Source organism: Acinetobacter sp. YH12021, from assembly GCF_013420145.1.
Classification (GTDB): Bacteria; Pseudomonadota; Gammaproteobacteria; order Pseudomonadales; family Moraxellaceae; genus Acinetobacter; species Acinetobacter towneri.
Genome location: NZ_VOYT01000001.1, coordinates 112,234 through 132,707, shown reverse-complemented (window position 1 = coordinate 132,707; position 20,474 = coordinate 112,234). Strand labels below are relative to the sequence as shown.

Genomic DNA, 20,474 nt, shown 5'->3' with positions numbered 1-20,474 from the left:
GTTATGAGAAATGAGGTGGAATATCAGTTAAAAGAGCTGATATTAGATGATGACTTCAATAGTTTGCAGAATTTAGTAAATGAAGAAGTCAATCTTATGGAAATTTTAAGAGTTTCACACAGAGAATTACAGCATTCAAATTTTTTAGCATGGCTGTTTGATCCTGCAGAAACTCATAAATTAGGAGATTTTGTATTAAAAGAGTTTATAAAATTATATTTTAAAGAAAATGAATTTCAAAATTTAGGTAATAAGTCAGGTTTATCTGTTTTTGATTTTGTTCACTTAGATTTCGATGACCTCGTAATTCATAGGGAAATGCAAAATATAGATTTATTGTTTTTATCTAAAAAGAATGAATTTTGTATGATGATTGAAAATAAAATATACTCTGGAGAAGGAAAAGGTCAGCTTAGAAAATATAGAAATATTATTGAAACAAGTTATCCTGATTATAAACATAAGATTTATATTTATTTGTCTTTGGAAGATCAAAATATTAATGATCAGGATTCAAAACATTATGTTCAGTTAAATTATGGTCATATTAGTAAGCTGATTGAACAAAAAATCCTAAAACAATCAGCTAATTTGGCTGAAAAAACCAAATTTGTTCTTGAGCAATATTTACAGACGTTAAAATCTATGTTGAATGAAAATAAAGAAATTGAAGATATCGCAAAAAAAACTCTATAAGAGATATAAGTCTGCTTTCGATTTAGTTTTTAAATATAGTACGCCAAATGATACAAGTGAAATTGGTAATATTTTACGTGAACTTATCGAGCAAGAGAAGTTATTGTTACCTTATAACAGTAATAAAACTTATGTCCGCTTTCAACCAATATTTTTGCATAAAAATATTGAGAAATTAAAGGATAAAGGTCTGTTTCCAAAGGATGGAAATTTAGAAAATAATACTATTTATTTGTATGAGTTCAATATAAGAAATCATGTTGTTAATTTTGATTTAAAAATTGGAGCAGGTGAACAAGAAGTTCGTGAAAGGCTTTTTGAAATATACCGCAAACACAAAAGTTTTTTTAATCGTGTTGACAAGAATTTACAGCCTAAATGGCATCAGTCATTTCAGAAATTAATTTTGTCTGAAAATGATATTGGTGATTTTATAGAAAGTGGGGATACAGAAAAATTAAGAAAAATTCTGACTGAAAAGTTTCGTGAACTTATAGAGCAGGATTTACCAAAGTATATTCAAATACTAGAGTCTGAGCTCCTTTAAAATAATGGAATAAGCCCACTATAATGAGTGAGCTTATTCCTTTTTATTTAACGCGCCCGACGTCCACGGCTTTTGGTATTAGGACGTGTGGTACCATTGGTCTTACGACGTGGCTTTTCACTTTCTTCCATTTGCCAAATACGTGGCGTACCTGATTTTTTCTTAGGCGTACCATCTTTATTTTTCTTTTGATGGGTTGGCTTGCCACCCGTACCACCTGGTTTTTTCACATAAGAACGCGAGCGATACGGTTCAGCAGCAGGCACATCTTTAAAATCAGGATACAACAACGGTTCTATTTCTTTAGTTTCACCGGGTTGTAAACCCAATTGTACCAAGTCAATCGAACCAATTTTGGTGCGGATTAAACGCAAAGTTGGAAAACCAACCGCAGCCGTCATACGACGCACTTGGCGGTTGCGACCTTCACAAATTGAAATTTCAATCCACGAAGTAGGTACAGAAGCACGGAAACGTACAGGAGGATCACGCTCCCACAACCATTCAGGCTCATCGACTTTATAGGCTTGCGCAGGCAAAGTCATGCCATCTTTCAGTTCCACGCCTTTACGCAATTGTGCTAAGGCATCTTCAGTGACATCACCATCGACTTGAACCAAATAGGTTTTGTATTTTTTATTGGCTGGATTGGTAATAAACTGATTCAAGCCGCCATGATCAGTCAAAAATACCAAGCCTTCCGAATCCATATCTAAACGCCCAGCTAAACGTAAGTCTGGATCATCTACAAAAGCCGACATGGTGAGATGTTTTTCATCTTCACGGAATTGAGAGAGAACGTCATATGGTTTATTTAAGATGACGATTTTCATAAGAAATGCTTCTTTAAATTCAACAAATTGGGAAAATTGAGAGTATTTAAAAGGAAAAACGGGCGATTTCCAATTAAATCGCAAATACAGTGCGTTTGAGATGGGTCTATTATGCGATAAGAATAGGGGAAAGTATTGCTTAAAGACAATTATTTTTTTGTGTGTGCATTAAACTACAGAAACAGACTAGGCATCTATAATGCATAAAATTAAGATAAACGTGTATGAATATAAATTAGGATGTTATGCAACAAGCTCGTTGGTGCTTTATACTCTTCTTTAGCTTTTCAATGCTGGCTTTGCTCAGTGCATGTCAGCCACCCGTGTCTGGCGAGTCTGCAGGAATTCAAACCCCGTATTTATACTGGAAATTGCAACAAACTGAACTCACAGTGACTCCACTACAAATTCCAGTGAAAGGTGTAAATATTGCTCAAATACAAGATACCTGGGGTGCAGCACGCAGTGAAGGGCGAAAGCATCAGGGGACTGATATTTTTGCGGTGCGTGGGACAGCCGTCATTGCGGCGACAGATGGCATTGTGCATAAAATTGGTTTAGACCGCTTAGGTGGAAAAGTCATTTGGATTACTGGGCCTGCATTAAGCCAACATTATTATGCACACCTTGATGATTATGCTGAACATATTCATGTGGGAGACTGGGTAGAAGCTGGTGAAGTCATTGGTTTTGTTGGCACGTCAGGCAATGCCCAAAACACGCCGCCACATTTGCATTATGGCATTTATTTACGCGGGCATGGGGCTGTGAATCCTTATCCATATTTACTAGCAAGTTCACGCTAAACTCAGCTTTAATATTTTATAAATAACACACATTTTTAGCATTTAAGTTTAAAGCCTATTCATATTAGGTAGCCGTCATTATTTTTAGGACAAACCATTTAATCATGAAAATTTACCAAGTTGATGCTTTCAGCCATGAATTGTTTAAAGGCAATCCCGCAGCCGTGCTTGTGAGTAAAACATGGTTAGCTGATGATTTAATGCAAAATATCGCATTGGAAAATAATCTGTCCGAAACCGCTTTTGTCAAAATAATAGATGCGGAAAACTTTGAAATCCGCTGGTTTACCCCCACAACAGAAGTCGATTTTTGCGGACATGCGACACTTGCCAGCAGCTTTGTTTTATTTAAGGGTTATACAGAGGCTAAGACAATTCAATTCTATGTGAAAAATTTGGGGATTTTTACAGTTCAGCAACAGCAAGATGGCAAAATTTGCATGAATTTCCCGATACGTGCTGCCCAGAAAGTTGAAGATTATCCCGATATTTTACGCCAAGCTTTGACTAAACCATTTAAAAATGTCTATATCAATACGCAAGCTTATATTGTGGAGTATGAGTCGGTACAAGATGTGCTAGATGAACAGCCGAATCTTGAATTATTAAAACAATTGGGACAATTGCGTACAGCTATCACAGCACAGTCGAGTGTTGATGTTGCGATTACTGCCTCTGCAAATACACAGTATGACTGCGTATCGCGTTATTTTGCACCAGCCATGGGCATTGCAGAAGATCCTGTTACAGGTTCAATTCATACTGCAATTGCACCGCTATGGGCAGAAAAATTACAGCAAACCGAACTTGTGGCATATCAGGCTTCTGCCCGAGGTGGCGTACTGTATTGCAAGATTTTGCCTAATGATCGCATCGAAATTTCAGGTTATGCGCAGTTATATTTGCAGGGCGAAATCATGATTTAAACATGCACAGCATTAGACCTTGTATCTTGGAGATGAAGCTGAGATGAGAGAAGTCTGCTAGATTTTTTTCTTGGTTTTAACTTACATCATTTGCAAATATTTACTGTGGGTTTAATTGCAGCTTGTTATGCTGTTTGCGCTCAAGTTGAAAATTGTCATATTTCATGGCAAATCAAAAAATAGAATGAAATCAATCGGGAAAAAGAAGTTGCTACGTTTTAAAACCCTCACTTTATCTTTATGTGTACTGGCATTCAATGGCGTGGTTTTCGCGCAGCCAGTTTTAGTAAAATCTCAGCAAGAAATACAAGAATATCAACTTGATAATGGCTTAAAAGTCATTTTGGCACCCAATCAGAAAGAAAATAAAGTCTTTATGAATATGGTGTATTTAACGGGTTCATTGAATGACCCACAAAGCAAAGGTGGTTTGGCACACTTGTTAGAACATTTGGCATTTAAAGGTACAGAAAATGTGCCTGCCGAGGAATTTCAGCGCCGTTTAGATCAATATAGTTTAATGCACAATGCCAGCACCGACTATTACTCGACCAAATACACCAACATCATTCGTCCTGAAACTCGCGCCGTCAATGAGATGATTTATCTTGAAGCGGAACGCATGGATAAATTGGTCATGCAGGAAAAATATGTGCCTGCCGAAATTGCGATTGTAAAGCGTGAACGCGAAGTGCGTATGGATCAACCGTTTTCAGTCTTGTTAGATCAGGTGTGGAAATCGGCCTATGGCAATCAGTATTTCGGACGCTTACCCATTGGCGATTTAAATGAACTGCAATCCATTAAAATGCAGGAGTTAAATCAATTTTATCGCACATGGTACGCGCCGAATAATGCCATTTTAGTGATGACAGGCAAGTTTGATCAGGCAGCGGTGTTAAAACAAATTGATCAACATTTTAGTCCAATTGCAGCACGACAAATTCCCAAACAAGTACAAGTGCCACGATTAGACAGCAACAAAATTCAGCAACGAAATTTCGTGGTACAAAAGGGCAGTCAACTGGCCAAATTTAATCTGTATTTAAATGGCAATGACGAAAAGATCAAAACCGCTTTGGTGCTGTCACCTTATTTACATACGTTGCAACCGAGTGGGCATTTATATCAAGCACTGGTAGAAACCGGCAAAAGTACCATGGTGCAGTCCAGCACATGGCTAGATCAAGATTTTAATTTGGTGTTGATGGGGGCTTTGTATGCACCCAATCACGATGCCAAGCAAGTACAAGCTGGCTTGAATCAAAGCATCGAACAGGCAAAAAACTTTGATGATGCTGAGTTACAACGCGTCAAAAACCTGATTCAAAATCAGGCAGACAGTGTGATGAATGATGCGGTGGCTTTGGGTGGTCGCTTGAGTGATTATGTTGTGGCTTATCAGGGTGATTGGACACAATATTGGCGTGATTTGAATAGTATTCAACAGTTAAATGCAGATGAACTGAATCAGCGTTTAAAACAATTTTTTACTGCAGAACATCGCATAATAGGGGATATTCAACCCACTCCTGAAGAACAAAAACAGGCACTCACAGCAAAAAATAATCTAAATACAGCAAAAACTTTAGATCAGCAAGATACACCTGTTACACCTTTGAAAGATGTGAAAAGTTATCAGCAAGAAGTGACAGACTATGTGCAAAAATCTAAACAAGCTTTGATTCAAAATGAAAAAAAGATTCAGCGTGGCAGCTTAAAAAATGGTGCCAAGTATGCATTATTTCCAACTGCAACTCGTGATGATAAAACCTATGCCACCATTTCGGTAAATTTTGGTACGGCACAATCTTTATTTAAGCAGGGCGAAATTTTAGATTTAACCGCGTATTTGTTGCTGCGTGCATCTCAAGAGCATAGTTTGCAAGACATTGCCGATCAGTCAATTGCTGCAGGTGGTTCGGCTTTTGCACAAGCCGATGCTAATGCGATTCATATTCAAATTGTGGCAAAAAAAGAAAAGTTTAATGCGTTTTTTAATTTTGTTTTAGATGTCATGCAAAACCCAAGTTTTGAGCAAAGTCAGTTTGATTTAATTCGTTCTCAAAGTTTATCCAGTTTAGAACGACCTTATACCGAGCCTGAAACTGTGGCTGCTTTGACTATGGCGCGTTTAATTGAAATTTACCCGCAGGGCGATTTACGCTATCACTTCGAGCCTGAATTTGCGAAGCAACAACTACAAGCTGCAACCCAAGCGCAGGTGCAGCAGTTATATCGTCAATTTTTTGCTATGAATCATGCACATATTGCCATTACAGGTGAGTTTGATCCGAAACAAATCAAAAAAACTTTAGTTCAGCGTTTAGGACAATCACGCAATACGGAAGCGTATCAACGCTTAGATTCAGCCTATACGGCATATCCTGCGAAAAAGTTGCATGTATTGGCAGAACAGCGCGAATTTGGTAGTTATCAAAGTTTATTGACCTTACCTTTGGGTGTGAATCATCCTGATACACCTGCCATGATGGTGTTGAGTTATATTTTGGGCGAATCGCAATTGTCTTCACGTTTGGCGCAAGAATTACGTGAAAAAAATGCATTGGTTTATGGTTTTAGTAGTGGTTTGAGTTTAAGTGAATTTGAACAATCGGGTGCGCTCAGTATTTCTGCACAATACAGTGCAGGCAAGTCGGCTCAAGTGTCACAGGCGGTGCATAAAGTGTTGCAGGATTTGCGCCGTGATGGTGTCAGCTTGCAAGAAGTTGAAGCTGCAAAAGCCGATATTTTGAAAAAACGTGTGACTGCCTTAGAAGATGAACGCAGTATCCACCGTATGTTGGTGCCACAATTAGAACAAGGTCGTGATTTACGCTATCGTGAACGACGTGATCAAGCGTTGGCAAAACTCAGCAAAGCCGATGTAGATGCTGTGATTCAGAAATATTTACGCTTAGAACATTTGCTTGAAGTAGCCGCCGATCAATATGGTCAAGCCAATGTTGAGGTGCTGCCGTTAAAGCCGCAGTCTAAATAAAGATTCAATTTAATTTTGAGCAGATACAAAAAACGCATCCATTTCGATGCGTTTTTTGTCTTCAAGTTTGCTATCTATGCTCAATTGGCTAAAGCTTTATAAACGATAAAACTGTTTGGCATTATGATGAAACACTTGCTGCAAAGCATTTGGATGATAGGCCGCAACAATATCACTAGTCGCATCAATTAAATTGACCAAAGACGTGCTCACTCGATCCATTGGAAAATTGGAAGCAAACATCAACCGATATATTCCAAAGCTTTGTAAGGCATGCTGAATCAGTGGTGCAGTTAAATCTATAATTTCCTGTTTTGAGGCTTCACGTTTTTGCAAGTGAAATTGATGACCTAAAACAGGCATAAATAACCCTGAAATTTTACTGTAAACATTTGGGCAGTGTGCCAACTCGGCAATATCTTCTTGCCAACGAAATAGAATATTTTCTCGTGCTGTTTTGGTCACGCCTGTATGTGTGCCAACTTGCCCGAACAGTCCTGCGGGTGTGCCCAAATGGTCAAGCACAATAGAAGTTTCTGGAAATTGTTTGGCCAATGTCAAGACATCACCCAATTGGGTCGAATACGTCCATGCATCAAAACTTAAATTATATTGCGCCAAAGCTTCAAAACCTTTTAGAAACTTTTTGTTCCGATATAAGTGTGGTTCGTCTGCCCAAGCAAAAATCCCGTGATCTTCATGCACGGCTGCCATTTTACGAATTCCGCGAAAATGCGGAGAAGCTTTGTGATGTAATTTGAGAATTTTCTTAAAATTAGAATCGCGCGGGTCTGCAGTGGCGACAATCGCGCCCAAAGCCAAACCATTATTTTTAAAATCCAGACTTTCTATAAATTCGGTTTCACCAACTACGCCTTTGCCTTTATGGTCGTGCCAATTTGCTTCAATATGCACGACTTTTTCAGCGGTATAAAAACCTAAGTCACGGGCATAATGCTCAGGTAAATAGGGCGATGTGACGTGCTCGGTGCGTCCTAAAGTTTCAATGAGTGTTTTTGGTTTTATCAGGCGAATGGTTTTATCCAGCAAATTGGGATGCTTGCCCAAAAGCTTAACAGCAAGTCGTGCGCTGTGCGGCGTGTTGTACGGATCCCACTGATGAATATGTGCATCAATGAGTGCAAATCCTAGATTCTGCATAATCATCCTGTTTTTATGACGCTAGTATTTCACTATTCAAAGCCATCATGTTGCAAAAGGGAAGGGTTATTTATCGAAAAACTACAAATTTTAAAAATAGCCTCAATAAAAAAAGCCCCGTAGGGCTTTGTTTATACGAAAAATTAATGATCGTGCGAGTGGTCGTGATCATGTTTATGGGTATGAAATTCTTCGTTGTGGCGGAAGCGCAAATAGTTTTCAAACTGCTCGCAATATTCGTCATAATTATCTTCAAGCATCATTTGAAATTGCTGCAAGATATATGACATAACTTGGTCTTTGGCATCGCGCATTTCATTGCCATCTTTAAAATTATTGGCTGCCACCCAAGTATTAAAACGTGCAGTAGCAAATAACATGGCAGCACTCACCTGACCACGAATTTCGGCAGGTTTTACTGTCGAGCCTTTTTCAAAATGACAGAAGCCATTGGCCTGTTTAATAAATTCATCGGCACGTTCAAAAAAAGCCGCATTTAATGCTTCTTCTTCGGTTACATCGGTTGCTTCAATCTTTTGAACCATGAATTTTTCCTAAGCTAAAAATCTGAATGTTTCATTATAGGCAAAGCCTTGCAGAAACAAAACCTTTGCCTTAAGCTAAAAATAGCCTAAGCAAAATTGGAGTGGTTGATGCAAGATGCGATTGCGGTACAAAGTTTAAAAAGCGACATTGCTTTATTACGTCAAAATATTTGGCCACCCGTGCAACTTGCCCATGTTGAAGGCTTGCCGATTTATTATGGAACACGCGCAGAAGTAGCAGAATACTATAAACAATGGACAGGGTTGATTGAACGTGCACAGGATTTATTCCAGCCTTTTATGCAAGATGAAGTAATCGATGCCATTCATTTGCCTAGCCATTTAAATTTACCGTTGTTTTATTTTCATGTAGATCGAATTCGGGTGAATAAAACCCGTGCTAAAGAATCGAAAACTTTTCGGGGAATTGCTAGCCTGAGGGAAAAATGCGGGCAATTTGAACCGCGGGAAATTCAGCTTATGCAGCGTTGGTTAGACAGTGATGATAATGCAGCACTGGTGGCACATCGTGAGTTTATTGATTTGCGTACTTATGTGTTTCAACATGGACAAAGTGATTACACGCGCACCCGTTTTTATGTGAATGGTATTGTGTTAAGTGTTGAACCGCATTTTGAACTGGTCGATGCGCGCGATAAGCCACGTAAGCAGCGCAGTGACAGTTATCAAGACCCTTTAGCGGATAACCAAACATGGAAAGTGTTTGGTAAATATCGTTAAGCTTTTAGAAAGTGTGCAATATTAAGATTAAATATAAAAAAGCTCAACATGAAATGAATCCCTGTTGAGCTTAAATGTGATCATTGATTGATGATCAAACTTCAACTACGACCAAAAAGGCTGACTTTCAGCAAACTGCTGTAAATCCTGTTCAATCTGTATGGAAATATGACGTTCTTCCGACGCAATCCAACCCAATACAAACCATGTTTTCGGTTCAGTTTGAGCATGGCTTTCATATAGACCTTGTGCCACCATTAAATCATTAAAATGCCCTAAAGTTTCCTGTAATGGTTTTAGGGTTTTTAAATACGTTTTGACGTCATCTTCTGCAAATAAACTACTCACAAACTCCACGGTATAGCGTAAACGTTTTACACGCTTACGCGTGCGGTGTTTAGATTCCACATCCAAGGTTTGGAAATGACCTGTATCATCACAAATTTGTTGATGCATTTTCTGCAAGCGTTTACGTAATACTTTTTTGAATGGTTTTGATTCTGCATCTGCAATCGCAGCCGAATGTGCAAAACTCATAAGTTGTAACAGTAATAAGGTTGTGCTCGGTGAACGGAAAATTGCATCAATCGCAATGTTTTCAGATGCTGCAGGTGGTAGTTCGGTAATAGGTGAGCCTGCATTTTCAAGTTGCGGAATCAGACTTTCGCGCAAAGCATCTTGATCGCGGGTCGAACCTAACTGCTGAAAAAGTGTCGCCAATTGACTTTCCCAATTGTTATTTGCCAACGCATCATATTCAGCAAAAATTTTTAAGGCACTGCGTAAACGTCGAATGGCAACACGCGCTTGATGCACATGCCCACTGGCATAATCTTGACTGGCAATCGCAGTTGCATTTGGCAGCAAGTGTGCCAAACAATTCTGGGTAATTTGCGCCAACAACTCATGCATATTTTCGGGGTGTTGCAATTGCAAGGTACTTTGCTGCTGTACAGGAATCATGGTTTCATTGTTATACAGCATATTGCCACGCTGCGATTTACTGCGTGTGTCGAGCCATAAATGATATTTTTTAATCCACGGCTGAATATAGGCAATTAAGTCTGCAATTTCACCTTGTTTCAGTTCAAACTCAACTTCGTAAATTTCAACCGAATTTTTGCTTTGGCGGATTTCACCTAAATCAAAAGCAACTTCAATTTGGCTGTTTTTATAATGTGCCAATTGGCTGTAGCGTAAAACATCGGTTTCAAACTGCAGGGTTAAATCTACCTCTGAACCGTCTAAGGCTTTTTTTAAAATCTTTCGTGCTTGTTTATGATTTTCATAACATGCCAAATCACACAATTCAGGCGTATCATGTCCTAATTCATGTTCAAGCTCAAAGCGTTCATAATGTTGTGGACTAGGCGCTTTTAAAGTTTGTTTCCAAATATCGCCCTCTAAACGCTGACGCAGGGCAATGCGTTGCTTGGCTAAGTGCTGTTCAGGACTATCATAATATTTAGCCCATAAGCGTTGTTGTTGAACCAGTTTGTTCTTTTTAAATGCTTTTTCAAATGCCGCACGATAGTTGTGTGGAATTTGAAATTTTAATTCTATTTCACACATCGGGAATGCCCTCGATGAAACAAGATAAGTTCTCTTTACTATAGTGTAAATCTATAAATGAACAAGGGGAGAACTGTGAACAAAAGCTTGAAAAATAAAATAATTTGTATTCAGTTTTTAACACAAAGCAGCCGAATGAATATTCACAAGGCTGCCGTTGTATTGCAGTATTTTTAGTGTGTGCTTTGAGGATGTTAAGGATACTTATTTTAAGAATTTACGGCTCACCATAAATTGTTCTGTCGCTTCCAATAAACGCTGTGCATACACTTCCTGTTTTGCAGTGAGCCAACCTAAAACAAACCAGTCGCTCGCTTCCAATTCAGTTTGTTGAATGTATGCTGCAGAAGATGCCAACACTTGATATTCCTGTGCTGCAAGCTGTGCATCATTCAAAGCTTTACTATATTTCTGCAAATTTTTGACATCATAAATATGCGTCAAAATGGGGAAGCTAAATTTTAGTTCCTGAATACGCAAAGCCAGTTGATCTAAACTTTCAAAATCGTGAATATCACTGTGCTGTAATTGTTCATGCAACTGCTTATATTGCTGTTGCAACGTGTTTTGTGCGGCAGTTTTTAAGTCTAAACCTGAGTGATCGCTCGCGGCTAAACTAAACATCAATAATTCTAAATAGTGATGCACATTTTGCGTTGAACGGACTAAATTGACCAATTTTTCTTGGGCGTACAAGGTATCTTTTTTTAGGTTCTCTGCAGTCGTCGGGTTCTGTAAAAATGCGCCGAGTGTGGCTTGCATGTGTTCCAAATGCTGCAGGTGATCAAAATGTTGTTTAAATGCTGCAATTTGCATTGCCCATTTATCGCCTAAATGCTTCGACCAATCTTTAAATAAGGATAGTGTTAGTTGTAAATGTTGCAAAGCGAACTGCGCCTGATCAATATGACTTTGTTCGGCAACTTGAGCAGAAATTGCGGCAATATTGGGCAATAAATGCTGTAATTGTTGTGCAATTAACAGGCGTAAATTTTGGTCGGCATGGTCTTTTTTACTGAATTGAAATTCTTTACTCTGAGCCGCAGGGCTGACTTTTTGCTGCACAGAAAGCAAATGTCCAATTTCTGCTTTATTGCGCACATCCAGCCATAAATGAAATTTTTTCACCCATTCAAAACTAAAAGCCAGCAATTGCTGAATTGAACCTTGTTTCAGTTCAAACTCAACTTCATGTACTTCAACTTCAGCATCTGCACAACGAATGTGACCAACATCTAAACTGATTTCAATGTCAGTATCTTCAACGGTCATTAGTCGTGAGGTACGTTGAATATCGGTTTCAAATTGTAGTTGCAACTGATCCCAATTTTGTCCCAAAGCTTGATTTAGCAATTGTTGTGCTTCGGGAATACTTTGATAAATTTGCAGATCAAGTTGTGGTGGAGTATCTGGATTTTCAGTTGGCGCAAGTGGATGGTTATGTTCAAAACTATGAAAATGACTTTGACCTGCCGCTTTTAAAGTTTGTACCCATTGCTCACCTTCTAAACGCAGTCTTAACGCCATGCCATGATGCGCCAAGCTGTGCGTAGATGTATCAAAATAGCGTGCTTTTAATGGAATTTGAGTCGATTTTTTCGGGTCTAAAGTTTTGAGTAGTGCAGTACGACGTGCGACTGGAATTTGAAATTTTAATTCAACTTCGACCATGAAAAATATCCTGAACGTAAAGTATGTTGCGCCAAAGCAGCGGCAAGCAAATTGGTATTATGAATGTGTGAAAATTGCAGAACGAAGGTTTTGCAAAAGTGCGTTTGATTGTAACCAAAATGTGCCAAGAAGTAAGACTTGACCTTGGATTTTTAGTGCTTGGTTTTTATTTTGGCTTAGTTTAAAGTGTCGTTGAGCGTAGCAAAAATAATTCAAATCTATAAACATCAGGATGATGAACATGAACGCAGCATCAAAGCCCGAATTTGAGCCGACACCAGACCCCAAGTTTGAATTGCCAATTCAGGACTATTCAACATTTTACCGTTTTTATTTAACTGAACACCGCAACATCATGAGCCGTCGTTTGCACGTTGTTGGCAGCAGTATCGGTTTATATTGTGTGAGCAAAGCCATACGCCAGAAAAAAGCCAAATATGTACTCTATGGTTTGCTAGCAGGCTATGCCTGTGCATGGGTCGGGCACTTTGTTTTTGAAAAAAATAAACCTGCCAGTTTTAAACAGCCTGTGTATAGTTTTATTTCAGACTGGCGGATGTTTGCAGATGTTTTACGTGGTCATTTAAGTTTGCAAGATCGTGCTAAAGATAAAATTCCAAGTTGAATTGAGTGTTTAGTTATACCGTTTAGGCAAAAACTAGACGATATGTGATTATTGTCATAAAAAATGTACAAATAAAATTAATTTTTTGTTGAAATGATAGAGTGAATATTCTAATAATGTGTCATCAAATTTATTGATAAAAGTTTGTGACTTTCCAAGCCTAGAGTGACCTTTCTCTAGGCTTTTTTTATGCGAAAAATTAGGGTCTGTTGATATTTCATAAATGGCTTGCGCTGTAGGCTAAAACTGAGCAGATCAGGCATGAAACGCAGGGAATAGCGAGACTATTGCCAAATTTCATAACGCAATCTGAGAAAGTTTTAGCCACAGCCTTTCAGGACGAGCATATTTTTTGCTGCTATTGTGTTATGAGTCAGTCATTTAGAATGACTAAATTTCCTGCCTCATGCCTTATATCAGCTAAAAAACCTTGCGAGATATATCTCTCACGTCGCAAACATAGACGAAGTGTCAACAGACCCTATATTCAGAATGGTGTTAAATCAGAAGTCATTCATCTTTAAGAAAGGATATAAAGCAAGTAGATTACTGAGAGAGAAGTATGAAAAAAATATAGACACATGATCATTTGTCGCATCCCCACATGCGCTCTGGCACAAATGATCATGTGTCTAAATGGGCGACCTAAATATGTCGTTATTCGCTGTAGTCACCCGTATGGATTTTAAAATCCATATCTTATTGAACTGGTTGCAGTTCTTGTTTTGCGCAGTTCAATTAAAGCTAAATCTATCTTTTAGCGCTATCACTAGAATTTGGTATTTTTAAGTTTTTGACTCAATAAAACCCAAACAAAATAGAAGCTTATAGAGCCTATATAAAAAACTTGTTGAGCCTGAGGTTCTGACACATGCCGCCTGAATGTGTAATAATACAGACCTTGTATTATTTGTGGCTGAGATTATGCGCGGTTTATATTTGATTACCAATGATGATCCTATCGAACTGCTTTTGGCAAAATTAGAAGGGGCGATGGCAACTTATGAAGTCGCGGTGTTGCAATATCGCCGTAAAAATGTGCCTCAAGCTCAGCAGGCATACGAAATTGAATATATGAAATCCATGTGTGATCAATACAAAGTGCCATTTGTGATTAATGATGATCTTGAAACTGCAGTGAAATATGGTGTTGGCGTACATTTGGGTCAAGAAGATGGCTCTATTGTTGAAGCGGTTGCACGTTTACCACAAGATGTATTGATTGGTCGCAGTTGTAATAACTCGATTGAATTGGCAGAGCAAGCCATGGCCGATGGTGCAAACTACGTGGCTTTTGGTGCAGTCTATGCAACTGAAACTAAACCTGAGGCAAGTACACTTACATTAGACACGCTCACACTGGCGAAGCAACAACTCAATGTGCCAATTTGCGCGATTGGTGGTTTAACTGTTGAAAACAGTCAGCCTGTCATTGAAGCAGGTGCAGATTTATGTGCAGTGATTAGTGATATATTAAGACGTCCGATGCATACTGTTGCACAGCGTGTTTATGATTGGTCTGCACTTTTCAAAGCAGACACTTAAAGCAGACAGCTAATTTTTTATTTTATTTTTTGAGTTGAGTGCCTCCATGAGCTTATCTCCAAAGCAAGAACAATTGTTTAAACAAGCCAATAAGCATATTCCAGGTGGTGTCAATTCACCTGTACGCGCATTTAACGGGGTAGGCGGAACCCCTGTATTTATTGAAAAAGCCAAAGGTGCTTATTTGTACGATGTCGATGGCAAACGCTATGTCGACTATGTAGGTTCTTGGGGACCAATGATTTTAGGTCATGCCCATCCTGCTATTATTCAGGCGGTGCAAGCTGCAGCTGAAGATGGTTTGAGTTTTGGTGCGCCAACGGTGCATGAAACGACTTTGGCCGATATTATTTGCGAAATTATGCCTTCAATTGAATTGGTTCGCATGACCAACTCAGGTACAGAAGCCACCATGACTGCAATTCGTTTGGCGCGTGGTTATACAGGCCGTGACAAAATCGTCAAATTTGAAGGTTGTTATCATGGACATTCAGATTCGCTGTTGGTTAAAGCAGGTTCAGGACTTTTAACCAGTGGTGAAGGTGAGGCGACTTCTGCGGGTGTTCCTGCCGATTTTGCCAAACACACGCTGACTTTACCGTATAACGATATCGCCATTTTAAAAGAATGTTTTGCAAAGTTTGGTGCTGAAATCGCAGGGGTGATTGTTGAGCCAGTTGCGGGCAACATGAACTTGGTTAAACCAATTGATGGTTTCCTGCAAGCAATTCGTGATGTCTGCGATGAACACGGCTCAGTCTTTATTATTGATGAAGTGATGACTGGTTTCCGTGTTGGCTTGGGCGGTGCTCAAGCACATTATAATGTTAAACCAGACCTAACCACGCTTGGTAAAATTATTGGTGCAGGCTTACCAGTAGGCGCATTTGGTGGTAAACGCGAAATCATGGAGTGTATTGCACCATTAGGTAAAGTGTATCAAGCAGGTACTTTGTCTGGTAACCCGTTGGCGATGCGTGCGGGCATTGAAATGTTTAAACATTTACGTGCCGAAGGTTTTTATGAAAACTTAACTGCGCAATTGGAAAAATTGTTGGCAGGCTTGCAAGCAGCAGCAGATGAAGCAGGTATCCCATTCAAGACACAACAAGTTGGTGCGATGTTTGGTTTGTACTTTACTGATCAAGATGACATCACCAGTTTTGATTCTATGCTGAAATGCGATGTCGATGCTTTCCGTAAATTCTTCCACGGGATGTTGCAACGTGGAGTGAACTTGGCACCATCTGCTTTTGAAGCAGGCTTTATTTCATCTGCGCATAGTGATGAAGATATTGCCTACACCATTCAAGCTGCAAAAGAAACATTTGCGGAAATGAAGGCGTAATTTGACTTTTGGTTAACACCGTCCTAAAAGGCATAGATATCTCCACAATATCTATGCTTTAGGTTAAATTGAAGAGCATGCTCTTCAGTTTAATATCAAAGGCTTAGATCAGCATCTTGTTAAACACTAAAATAGTCTAGTCAAACTAAATATGAATCCTCTTGCTTCACTTGCTCCCGCCATCAAAGATATAGCTTCAGAACGGCTTTGTTGTGCAGCTACCTTGCACTATGATTTCATTGTATTTTTCTATCCAAATTTTAAAAACCTTTAAAACAGTATCTTAAAAAATATTTATGCAACAAAGCCTCCTGCATGCTATAAAACCCACATTTCTAAAAGCAGGCTGATTTAAAATTCAGCAGATTGTCTGATTCAGGAATGTAAATCGGAAAATTCATCGGGAATTGATGTATTTTGCATTGTAATTCTGTGTCAGGCTTTTTATTATTGCCGCCTTGTTTTCACGATCGGCCCGGAATTGAAATTGAGTAATTTTCTAAGCGAACACCTGATTCATCGTGACGATGAGTTTATGGTGATACATAAACCCGCTGGCATACTCACCGTTCCAGGTAAAACAGCAGATTTGCAAGATTGTGTGATGAGTCGTCTAGTTAAAATTGAGCCGCGCACTTTGCTGATTCATCGCTTAGATCGTGATACTTCGGGTATTTTGGTATTTGCACTCACGAAATGGGCGCAAAAACAAATTTCGCGTCAGTTTCAAGAACGCCAAACCGATAAAACCTATCAGGCATTGGTGGCAGGGCAACTGCAAGGTGAAGGCACTGTAGATGTGCCTGTGGTCTATGATCCTGCACATCCTCCATTACACATTGCCGATGCAACCCATAACAAACCTGCGTTAACGCATTGGCGTGCATTGGAGCAATTTGAATTGCAGGGGCAAATTGTGACTCGTGTGCAACTGACGCCGATTACAGGTCGTTCGCATCAATTGCGAGTGCATATGCAATATTTAGGTCATCCAATTATTGGTGATACTTTATATGCCACGCCCGAACAGCAACAACTCATGCCTCGGTTGTGTTTACATGCAGCAGAATTGAGTTTTCTACATCCACAAACTGAGCAACGTGTACAGTTTGTTTGCCCAGTCCCATTTTAAGCGAAAAAGATTACGCAAAGCCTGTGCTTTAGGCTCTCTTTTTAGTGCGCTTTATGTCAAAATATATTGCTATACGCCCTGAATTTTTGCTCAAATACTCAGCAGGTTTTGCGCAAAAATTTATACGTCCTAACTTCTAAATAAAGGTGGAAAAATTGCAGCAGTTTGCTATTGGTCAACGTTGGTTATCAGACACAGAAACGGAATTAGGACTTGGTGTTCTGATTGATGTAGATGAGCGATCGGTCAGCATTTTATTCCCTAAAAGTGATGAAACCCGTGTCTATGCACGCAATAACGCACCTTTATCGCGTATCATTTTTAATGTAAATGATGAAGTTCAAGACCAAGAAGGCAATGTGTGGACGGTTGAATCGGTCGAAGACCGTCATGGCGTATTGCGTTATAACGTAGTGCGTCGTTTGCAAGATGGCAGTGAAGAAAAGAAATCACTGAATGAAACCCGTATTGGTGCAAGTATCCAACTTTCAAAACCCTTAGACCGCTTGCTTGCTAGCCAAATTGACTATAAAGAATGGTACGACTTGCGTATTGAAGCCTTGTTGATGCAAGCCAATATGCAAAGTAGCCCACTGCGCGGCTTGGTGGGTTCGCGTGTAGGTTTGATTCCACATCAACTTTATATTGCACATGAAGTCGGTAAGCGTTTTGCGCCACGTGTCTTATTGGCAGATGAAGTTGGTTTAGGTAAAACCATTGAAGCAGGTTTGATCATCCATCAGCAACTCAAAACAGGACGTGCGGAACGTATCCTGATTTTGGTACCTGATTCGCTGCAATATCAGTGGATGATTGAAATGCGTCGCCGTTTCAATCTGCAATTCTCTTTGTTTGATTTAACCCGTACGGCATCTATTAAAGAACACGATCCTGACCTGAATCCATTCTTGACCGAACAATGCATCATTGCTTCAGTCGATTTAATGATTGACCACGATGACTTACGCGAACAAGCCCTAGAAGCAGGTTTTGATTTGCTGGTGGTCGATGAAGCGCATCACTTAATGTGGAGCGAAGAAGAAGGTGGTAATGACCGTTATGATCTGGTCGAAGAATTAGCCGAACAAACCGCAGGGGTGTTATTGCTTACAGCAACGCCTGAGCAACTGGGTGTAGAAAGCCATTTTGCGCGTTTACGTTTACTCGATCCGCAGCGTTTTAGTTCACTAGACCGTTTCTTGGATGAAGAAGCGCAATATCAACATACGGCAAAAATTGCCGAAGTCTTAATGTCAGATGCCGCATTGGAAGAAAGCCATTTGGTTGCACTGGAAGGCTTGTTGGGACATCGCATTGAAGATAACCCAGAGCAGCGTTTCCGTGCCATCCACGAATTATTAGACCGTCATGGTACAGGGCGTATTTTGTTCCGTAATACCCGTGAAGCAATTCAAGGTTTCCCAGGTCGTGATTGTCAGCCTGCGCCGTTACCTGCGCCAGAAAACTGGTCTAAAGATGGTAAATTACGTGAACAAATGTGGCCAGAAGAAGCACAGCTCGATGGCAGTTGGATGGAAACTGACCCGCGTGTAATGTGGTTAATGGAGCGTTTGCGTAGCGACTTAAAACATAAAAAAGTGCTTTTAATTGCGCGTAGCGGCCCTGTGGTAGAAGCCCTTGAAAATGCGCTGCGCCTACATGCAGGTATTCGTACTGCAATGTTCCATGAAGGCATGAGCTTGTTAGAACGTGACCAAGCGGCAGCATATTTCGCAGAAGATTCTTATGGTGCACAAATTTTATTGTGTTCCGAAATTGGTTCAGAAGGGCGTAACTTCCAGTTTGCATCAGACCTGATTTTGTTTGACTTACCTGCCAATCCCGACGTGTTAGAACAACGTATCGGTCGTTTAGACCGTATTGGTCAAGAAAACCGTATTCAAATTCATGTGCCGTATTTGGTGGGGACTGCGCAAGAGCGTATGTTCCGTTGGTATAACGAAGCACTCAATATTTTCAGCAATATTTCACCCACTGCACAAACCTTGCAGGAAAACTTTATTGTCGATTTAAAACACTGCTTACTTGCAGATTTAGGACAACAGTTTGAAGATTTACTGGAAGCAGTCAGTGTGCAGCGTGAAGCTTTGGAAGCAGAACTTCAAGCGGGTCGAGATCGTTTGTTGGAATACAACTCTTGCCGTCCTGTGGTGGCGCAGGAAATTGTACAAGCTTTAGAAGATTACGACGACAATACCACGTTGCCTATGTTTATGAAGCGCTTTATGGCATCGACCAATATTGACTTCGATGAACAAAGCAATGGCACGGTGATTATTAAACCAACTGATCAAATGCAAGTGCAAGGTTTGACCTTAGACGAAGAAGGCATGACCGCGACGTTCTATCGGGATCAGGCGCAAATTCGTGAAGATGCACAGTATTTGACCCTAGAGCATCCATTCACAGAAAGCGTGATGGAAATGATCAATACACAAGGTTTTGGTAGCACCAACGTTGCGGTATTAAAATCTGCCGCTTTGCCACAAGGTTCTGTGTTGCTCGAAGTCTGGTTCAAAGTGGATGTCATTGCACCTAAAGCCCTGAATTTGCCATCAAGCTTGCCACAGCAACTCATTCGTGTCTTATTGAGCGAAAAAGGGCAGGATTTATCGCAAAAAATTGCCCCTGAAATTTTAAAACCTTATTTACATCATTTAGATGGCAACAGTTGTCGTCAAGTGGTGAAAGCACGCCGTGACGCGATTGAAGCGCGTTATACACAGGCTTTGGAGTTGGCTAAAGCTGCATTGCCTGAATTTAAGCAACAAGCTAAAGATGTATATAGCAAAAAATGGCAATATGAAATTGACCGTTTAAGCTATTTGAAGCAATTTAACCCAAGTATTCGTGAAGATGAAATTACACGTTTACAGAAATTGCAAAAAGAAGGTGTTGCATTATTAGATGGTTTGTCGGTCACGCCTGAAGCAATTCAGGTGATGGTGGTGGTAAAGCCATAAAGAGTGCATTCAATACAGGTGTCTAGACGGTGTATTTGTATTGAGTCGGTTTTAATCAATCACTTTTTTAAATATTTGGCATCTTCTAAATTGCACGTTTTAAGTTGGGCATTGCGCCTCATTTTTACGGAGCAGTTTAGCGGGTGCTTTTTTAATATCGCAATAAAAATTTTGTGCGAGATTTTTCACATCACAGACTTAAACAAAGTAGCAACCAGTGCTTATGTGTCATTAAAATGACTCATAATTCATCTTTTTCAGCATTCCGGTCATTTGCAAAACCCAGTGGTATGCGTAGTTTAAAGGCTGTTGATCTTTTATCTATGATTGATGTGCCAAGT

General features: G+C 39.7%; 16 protein-coding genes. 11 read left to right on the top strand and 5 right to left on the bottom strand.

Going from position 1 to position 20,474, the window contains the following annotated elements:
* The first annotated feature begins 15 nt into the window (after positions 1-15).
* Positions 16-696, top strand: coding sequence for a PD-(D/E)XK nuclease family protein (locus FTT91_RS14715; protein ID WP_373686093.1), 681 nt, complete (start codon positions 16-18; stop codon positions 694-696).
* Positions 668-1,243 (top strand): hypothetical protein, encoded by a 576-nt coding sequence (locus FTT91_RS14710; RefSeq protein WP_257229554.1) that lies wholly within the window; start codon positions 668-670, stop codon positions 1,241-1,243. Before FTT91_RS14715 ends, FTT91_RS14710 begins: the two co-directional genes overlap by 29 nt.
* 47 nt (positions 1,244-1,290) lie before the next feature.
* Here FTT91_RS14710 and FTT91_RS00565 read toward each other — a convergent pair whose 3' ends face one another.
* A complete protein-coding gene (locus FTT91_RS00565; RefSeq protein ID WP_154320596.1) occupies positions 1,291-2,076 on the bottom strand; it encodes an rRNA large subunit pseudouridine synthase E in 786 nt (261 codons plus the stop codon).
* A gap of 245 nt (positions 2,077-2,321) precedes the next feature.
* Between FTT91_RS00565 and FTT91_RS00560 the strand changes: the two genes are divergently transcribed.
* From FTT91_RS00560 to FTT91_RS00550, 3 genes are all read left to right on the top strand, one after another.
* Complete coding sequence (locus FTT91_RS00560; protein WP_180168767.1) at positions 2,322-2,882, top strand: M23 family metallopeptidase; 561 nt, start codon at positions 2,322-2,324, stop codon at positions 2,880-2,882.
* 104 nt (positions 2,883-2,986) lie between these two features.
* Positions 2,987-3,808, top strand: coding sequence for a PhzF family phenazine biosynthesis protein (locus tag FTT91_RS00555; RefSeq protein ID WP_180168766.1), 822 nt, complete (start codon positions 2,987-2,989; stop codon positions 3,806-3,808).
* Positions 3,809-3,992: 184 nt separating this feature from the next.
* Positions 3,993-6,809 carry a pitrilysin family protein gene (locus FTT91_RS00550; protein ID WP_180168765.1) on the top strand — a complete coding sequence of 939 codons (2,817 nt, stop codon included), beginning with the start codon at positions 3,993-3,995 and terminating at the stop codon, positions 6,807-6,809.
* Positions 6,810-6,905: 96 nt separating this feature from the next.
* Here the strand turns inward: FTT91_RS00550 and FTT91_RS00545 are convergent, their stop codons facing one another.
* Together FTT91_RS00545 and FTT91_RS00540 are read right to left on the bottom strand one after the other, a co-directional pair.
* The gene (locus tag FTT91_RS00545; RefSeq protein WP_180168764.1) at positions 6,906-7,970 is read right to left on the bottom strand and encodes an amidohydrolase; all 1,065 of its coding nucleotides are present in this window, start codon (positions 7,968-7,970) and stop codon (positions 6,906-6,908) included.
* Positions 7,971-8,113: 143 nt separating this feature from the next.
* Positions 8,114-8,515 carry a DUF3144 domain-containing protein gene (locus tag FTT91_RS00540; protein ID WP_004973007.1) on the bottom strand — a complete coding sequence of 134 codons (402 nt, stop codon included), beginning with the start codon at positions 8,513-8,515 and terminating at the stop codon, positions 8,114-8,116.
* Positions 8,516-8,623: 108 nt separating this feature from the next.
* Here FTT91_RS00540 and FTT91_RS00535 point away from each other — a divergent pair, with 108 nt between their 5' ends.
* Complete coding sequence (locus FTT91_RS00535; RefSeq protein WP_180168763.1) at positions 8,624-9,256, top strand: hypothetical protein; 633 nt, start codon at positions 8,624-8,626, stop codon at positions 9,254-9,256.
* A gap of 105 nt (positions 9,257-9,361) precedes the next feature.
* Here FTT91_RS00535 and FTT91_RS00530 read toward each other — a convergent pair whose 3' ends face one another.
* Both FTT91_RS00530 and FTT91_RS00525 read right to left on the bottom strand, forming a co-directional pair.
* Positions 9,362-10,828 (bottom strand): CHAD domain-containing protein, encoded by a 1,467-nt coding sequence (locus FTT91_RS00530; RefSeq protein ID WP_180168762.1) that lies wholly within the window; start codon positions 10,826-10,828, stop codon positions 9,362-9,364.
* Between the two features lie 204 nt (positions 10,829-11,032).
* Complete coding sequence (locus FTT91_RS00525; RefSeq protein ID WP_096901882.1) at positions 11,033-12,499, bottom strand: CYTH domain-containing protein; 1,467 nt, start codon at positions 12,497-12,499, stop codon at positions 11,033-11,035.
* A gap of 241 nt (positions 12,500-12,740) precedes the next feature.
* Here FTT91_RS00525 and FTT91_RS00520 point away from each other — a divergent pair, with 241 nt between their 5' ends.
* From FTT91_RS00520 to rapA, 5 genes are all read left to right on the top strand, one after another.
* Positions 12,741-13,124 (top strand): DUF962 domain-containing protein, encoded by a 384-nt coding sequence (locus FTT91_RS00520; protein ID WP_004973016.1) that lies wholly within the window; start codon positions 12,741-12,743, stop codon positions 13,122-13,124.
* A 924-nt stretch (positions 13,125-14,048) separates the two neighbouring features.
* A complete protein-coding gene (thiE, locus tag FTT91_RS00515) occupies positions 14,049-14,669 on the top strand; it encodes a thiamine phosphate synthase (protein ID WP_180168761.1) in 621 nt (206 codons plus the stop codon).
* A 46-nt stretch (positions 14,670-14,715) separates the two neighbouring features.
* Entirely contained in the window at positions 14,716-16,017 is a 1,302-nt protein-coding gene (hemL, locus tag FTT91_RS00510; RefSeq protein ID WP_180168679.1) for a glutamate-1-semialdehyde 2,1-aminomutase, read from the top strand.
* Between the two features lie 487 nt (positions 16,018-16,504).
* Positions 16,505-17,149, top strand: a complete 645-nt coding sequence (locus FTT91_RS00505) for an RluA family pseudouridine synthase (protein WP_154320656.1) — start codon at positions 16,505-16,507, stop codon at positions 17,147-17,149.
* A 146-nt stretch (positions 17,150-17,295) separates the two neighbouring features.
* On the top strand, positions 17,296-20,133 hold the full coding sequence (rapA, locus tag FTT91_RS00500) for an RNA polymerase-associated protein RapA (RefSeq protein ID WP_131260833.1): 2,838 nt from the start codon (positions 17,296-17,298) through the stop codon (positions 20,131-20,133).
* Positions 20,134-20,474: the final 341 nt, after the last annotated feature.